The following is a 5119-nucleotide window of genomic DNA, read 5'->3' as shown; positions in this document are numbered from 1 at the left end:
TCCCGTTTCACCGGGGCCCTCCGGGCGCTTCCCTTCGTTCTTGCGTTTCCGACTCTATCAGACTCTTTTGCGTCCGATTCCCGGTCGAAGCGGGTTTCGCTTTCCAGTTCTTCGCTTTCGCGTTTCCCTTTCCGGCGGTCCCAACCTTACCAGACTCTTTTTCGTTCCGTTTCCGGTCCGAATTTGATTCCGGCGACCTGCTGGGGGTCTTTGCCTTTCGGCTGATTCGACTTTATCAGAGTCATTGGGGACGAATGAACGGCCCGAACTCGGAAACGAGAGGAATCGAGTGGCTCCGCCGGAATGAACATTCCTTGCAAGAGCGAGATACACATTAATCGCCGAACCCTGACCTGTCCAGTCCGAGCCAACTAGTAAAATCTACCTCCCCACAAGAACCGTGTCAACAGCTTTTGTGGGCGAAGAGGAGACTAGCAGCTCAGCGATGCTCGGCGCACATCCGTCGGGGTGTGGCGGTCACGCGGCTGTCGGCACCGAGGCGCCACGTTCGAAGACTGCGACGTCGCCGGTGTCGCCGGCCCTGACCGCGCGACCGCCCAGAACCCGCACGTACAGCAGGAAGGCCAGCTCAGCGACGACGCCGATGGTGATCCTGGCCCAGGTGGGAAGACCGGAGGGCGTCACGAACCCTTCGATGAGTCCGGACACGAAGAGGACCAGGGCCAGGCCGATGGCCATGCCGAGGGCGGCCCGGCCCTCCTCCGCGAGCGCGTCGCGGCGGGAGCGCGGGCCGGGGTCGATGAGCGTCCAACCGAGCTTGAGGCCGGTGCCGGCGGCCACGAACACCGCGGTGAGTTCGAGGAGGCCGTGCGGCAGGATCAGCCCGAGGAAGGTGTCCAGCCGGCCGGCGGACGACATCAGGCCGAGGCCGGCCGCGACGTTGAGCACGTTGGTGAAGAGGATCCAGATCACCGGCAGGCAGAAGAACGCGCCGAGGACCAGGCACATGGCCGCTGCCTGGGCGTTGTTCGTCCACACCTGGGCGGCGAAGGAAGCTGCGGGGTGGCTGGAGTAGTAGGTCTCGTACTCCCCGCCGGGCCGGGTGAGTTCGCGCAGGTCGTCGGGGGCGCCGAGGGACGCTTGGATCTCCGGGTGCGTACCGATCCACCAGCCGATGAGCACGGTGAGAAGGGTGGAGAGCACCGCCGTGGGCACCCACCAGTGGCGGGCGCGGTAGACCGCGGCGGGGAATCCGGCTGTGAGGAAGCGCGTCACGTCCCGCCACGACGCCTTGCGGGTGCCGGTCACGGTGGACCGGGCGCGGGCCACGAGCCGGGTCAGTCGACCCTCGATGGCCGGGTCCGGCGCCTGGGAGTGGATCAGGGAGAGATGAGTGGCCGTCCTCTGATAGAGCACGACCAGCTCGTCCGCCTCGGTACCGCTGAGCCTGCGGCCCAGTTTCAGCAGCATTTCCAGGCGATCCCACTCCGCGCGGTGGGCAGTGGCGAAGACATCGAGGTCCATGGTGGGTGACTGCTCCAGGCGAGGGGGCGTACGAGGTCCCGACAACGGCGACGCGCCGACGATCAGCTTGGCAGACTGTCGCACAACGGGGCAGGGGTGGACTACGGAAGGCGGGGCAATGAGCGAACTCGTGACCGGGGACGCGGTGGTGCTGGAGCTCAGGCCGGCCCGGCTGCCGAGCAGGGCGTTGGCGCAGGCCATCGACACCGCACTGCTGCTGACCGTCTTCCTTCTGCTCACCCTCGCGCTCACCCTCGCCACCGCGACGCTCGACGACGCGGCCGTAGCGGCCGTCTCGGTGGCGTCGTTCCTCTTGGTGCTGGTGGGCGGCCCCATCGCGGTGGAGACCCTGAGCCACGGCCGTTCCCTGGGGAAGCTCGCCTGTGGTCTGCGGGTGGTGCGCGAGGACGGGGGACCCATCGCGTTCCGGCACGCGCTGGTGCGCGGGGCGATGGGTGTCGTCGAGGTCCTGACGACCTTCGGCGGGGTGGCCGCGATCGCTTCCCTGGTCTCCGCAAGGGGCCGACGGCTCGGTGACGTGTTCGCCGGGACGATCGTCGTACGGGAACGGGTGCCGAACGATCGTTCGCTTGCCCTGCAGCCGCCTCCGCCGTGGCTGGGGAACCGTTTCGCCCAGCTGGACCTGTCGGCGGTGCCGGACGAATTCTGGCTGGCCGCGCGGAGTTACATGTCCCGCCTGCACCAGCTCGACCCCGCCGTGAGCCAGGCGCTCGGCAGGCGGCTCGCCGACGAGCTGACGGCCAGGACGGCGCTGCCGCCACCGGCGGGAGTCCCGCACGCCGCCTACGTCGCCGCGGTGCTGCACGAGCGCCGGGTCCGCGAGGCACGACGGTACGAAGCGCGGCGGACACCGCCGACCGGGCACGCGCCGGGGCCGGTCGCGTACGCCGTGTCTCCGGAGACGGCCTGGCGAACGCCCACGCCGACGGCCGGCGGGGCGGCGGGGTGGAGTGCACCCGCGAGCGCCCCCCTCGGCGGCCGGGGAGCCCTGCACGTCCCGCCCGCGCCTCCGTCGCCGCCCGCGTCGCCCGGGGCATACGTAGTGCCGGGCGCGGGCGTCCCGGGCGCCGGGGGAACTCCGGCGCTTCCCGCGGCGCACGCCGTCCCGACGGGGTTCGCACCGCCGGCCTGAGCCACCGGCGGAACGCGTCGGGGCCGCCGCCGCCCGCACTACTCGGCCGGGTGCTCCTGCCGCGGTGCGGGCTTGGGCGAGGGCGGTGATTCGAGGTCTTCGAGTTCGATGCCGGGGGCGGCGAGGACCACGTCCCCGGCGAGGTGCACCGTGTGGCGCTCCCCCGTGTTCAGGTCGCTGACCTGGTAGGTGTCCACGAGCAGGGGGCCGTTGTCAGTGGGGTGCGCTTCACTGTCCATCAGCGCCCAGGACTGATCGACGGTCAGGGGTGCGAGGACCGGATCCGTGAAGGTGACCAGACGGATGCGGGTCTCGGCGGAATCCGGGGTGAGGCGCAGAAGTCGCGTGACGGCGACGAGAAAAGCGGGAGAGGTACCGGAGAACGCATGGGCGCGGACGTTGCCCTCGGCGGCGTCGGTGCCGGTGGGGCCGGTCCGGACCCAGGTGACGCCCTCGAGGGCGGCGCCGCGGATCTGCCAGCCGCCCGCGTGCAGTTCGAGACGGATGGGCCGGCCGAGTTCGTCGAGGGCGAGGTCGGTCGAGCCGAGGGGATCGCCGGAGGGAGCGGTCCGCTGGGCGACGTAGCGCCAGCCGGAAGGTCCGGGGGCGCAGTGGAAGTGCTCTTCACCGAGGGGGGTGCGATCGTGCGGATCGTGGAGCGAATAACGGCCGCGGGGCATGGGGTCCTTCGGGCTGCGCGGGCGGGATACGGGGCAGGCCCCCGGCACGGGGGTGCGGGGGCCTGCGCTCGTACCTGCTGCTGAGGCTGTTCCGGTCGCCGACGGCCGTGCTCCCCGCGCTGCGGGGGCGGGCCGTCGGCGGGCGGGATCAGTAGCGGTAGTGGTCGGACTTGTACGGGCCGTCGACCTCGACGCCGATGTAGGCGGCCTGCTCCGGGCGGAGCGTCGTGAGCCTGACGCCCAGCGCGGCCAGGTGGAGGCGGGCGACCTTCTCGTCGAGGTGCTTCGGGAGCACGTAGACGTCGGTCGGGTACTCCTCCGGCTTCGTGAACAGCTCGATCTGGGCCAGGGTCTGGTCCGCGAAGGAGTTGGACATGACGAAGGAGGGGTGACCGGTCGCGTTGCCGAGGTTCAGCAGACGGCCCTCGGAGAGGACGATCAGGACCTTGCCGTCCGGGAAGGTCCAGGTGTGGACCTGCGGCTTGACCTCGTCCTTGACGATGCCGTCGATCTTGGCCAGGCCGGCCATGTCGATCTCGTTGTCGAAGTGGCCGATGTTGCCGACGATCGCCTGGTGCTTCATCCGGGCCATGTCGGAGGCCATGATGATGTCCTTGTTGCCCGTCGTGGTGACGAAGATGTCGGCCTGCTCTACGACGTCGTCCAGGGTCGCGACCTGGTAGCCGTCCATGGCCGCCTGCAGCGCGCAGATCGGGTCGATCTCGGTGATGATCACGCGGGCGCCCTGACCGCGCAGGGACTCGGCGCAGCCCTTGCCCACGTCGCCGTAGCCGCAGACGACGGCGGTCTTGCCGCCGATGAGGACGTCGGTGGCGCGGTTGATGCCGTCGATCAGGGAGTGGCGGCAGCCGTACTTGTTGTCGAACTTCGACTTGGTGACAGCGTCGTTGACGTTGATCGCCGGGAACAGGAGGGTGCCGTCGCGGTGCATCTCGTACAGGCGGTGGACGCCCGTGGTCGTCTCCTCGGTGACACCGCGGATCTCGGACGCGAGCTGGGTCCACTTCTGCGGGGACTCGCCGAGGGTGCGGTTGAGGAGCGTGAGGATGTAGGCGTACTCCTCGCTGTCCGCGGTGGACGGGTCCGGGGCCGCGCCGGCCTTCTCGAACTCGACGCCCTTGTGGACCAGGAGAGTGGCGTCACCGCCGTCGTCCAGGATCATGTTCGGGCCACCGGTGGGGGTGTTCGGCCAGGTCAGAGCCTGCTCGGTGCACCACCAGTACTCCTCCAGCGTCTCGCCCTTCCAGGCGAAGACGGGGACGCCGGCCGGGACCTCGGGGGTTCCGGTCGGGCCGACGGCGATGGCCGCGGCCGCGTGGTCCTGGGTGGAGAAGATGTTGCAGGAGGCCCAGCGTACGTCGGCGCCGAGCGCGACGAGGGTCTCGATGAGCACGGCGGTCTGCACGGTCATGTGCAGCGAGCCGGTGATGCGCGCGCCGGCCAGCGGCTGCGCGGCGGCGTACTCCTTGCGGATCGACATCAGGCCGGGCATCTCGTGCTCGGCGAGGGTGATCTCCTTGCGGCCGAAGACCGCGAGGGAAAGGTCGGCGACCTTGAAGTCCTGGTTCTGGCTGACCGTCGTCATGGCGGGTCTGCTCCTCGTGAGGATCGAGGGTGGGCTGGCTGGCTGTGCGGCTCCGGGCACAGGAATGCCCGGGACTCGCAGCGCAGTCCGTCGGAGGCCCTCTCTCCCTCGGCCGGTCCGCTTCCGCGGGCCGATCGACCGCCATCAGCAGCGACGTCTGGTACGCGTACGAATCTACACCGCGCAGAGTCGAGC

The 5119-nt window shown here is 69.8% G+C and carries 4 protein-coding genes; 1 reads left to right on the top strand and 3 read right to left on the bottom strand.

Annotated elements, in window-relative coordinates; translation table 11 throughout:
* Positions 1-477: 477 nt before the first annotated feature.
* Positions 478-1485: a stage II sporulation protein M gene (locus ACFWEP_RS31305; protein ID WP_387375168.1), complete on the bottom strand. Its 1008-nt coding sequence runs from the start codon at positions 1483-1485 to the stop codon at positions 478-480.
* A gap of 118 nt (positions 1486-1603) precedes the next feature.
* On the opposite strand from ACFWEP_RS31305, the gene ACFWEP_RS31300 reads away from it, so the two are divergent.
* Positions 1604-2638, top strand: coding sequence for an RDD family protein (locus ACFWEP_RS31300; RefSeq protein ID WP_387375166.1), 1035 nt, complete (start codon positions 1604-1606; stop codon positions 2636-2638).
* A 38-nt stretch (positions 2639-2676) separates the two neighbouring features.
* Here the strand turns inward: ACFWEP_RS31300 and ACFWEP_RS31295 are convergent, their stop codons facing one another.
* Both ACFWEP_RS31295 and ahcY read right to left on the bottom strand, forming a co-directional pair.
* Positions 2677-3318, bottom strand: a complete 642-nt coding sequence (locus ACFWEP_RS31295) for a hypothetical protein (protein WP_387375164.1) — start codon at positions 3316-3318, stop codon at positions 2677-2679.
* Positions 3319-3466: 148 nt separating this feature from the next.
* Positions 3467-4924 (bottom strand): adenosylhomocysteinase, encoded by a 1458-nt coding sequence (gene ahcY / locus ACFWEP_RS31290; RefSeq protein ID WP_387375163.1) that lies wholly within the window; start codon positions 4922-4924, stop codon positions 3467-3469.
* Between the last annotated feature and the right edge of the window lie 195 nt (positions 4925-5119).

The organism is Streptomyces sp. NPDC060198 (genome assembly GCF_042728415.1).
Classification (GTDB): domain Bacteria; phylum Actinomycetota; class Actinomycetes; order Streptomycetales; family Streptomycetaceae; genus Streptomyces.
This window is presented reverse-complemented; position numbering and strand designations above follow the sequence as displayed.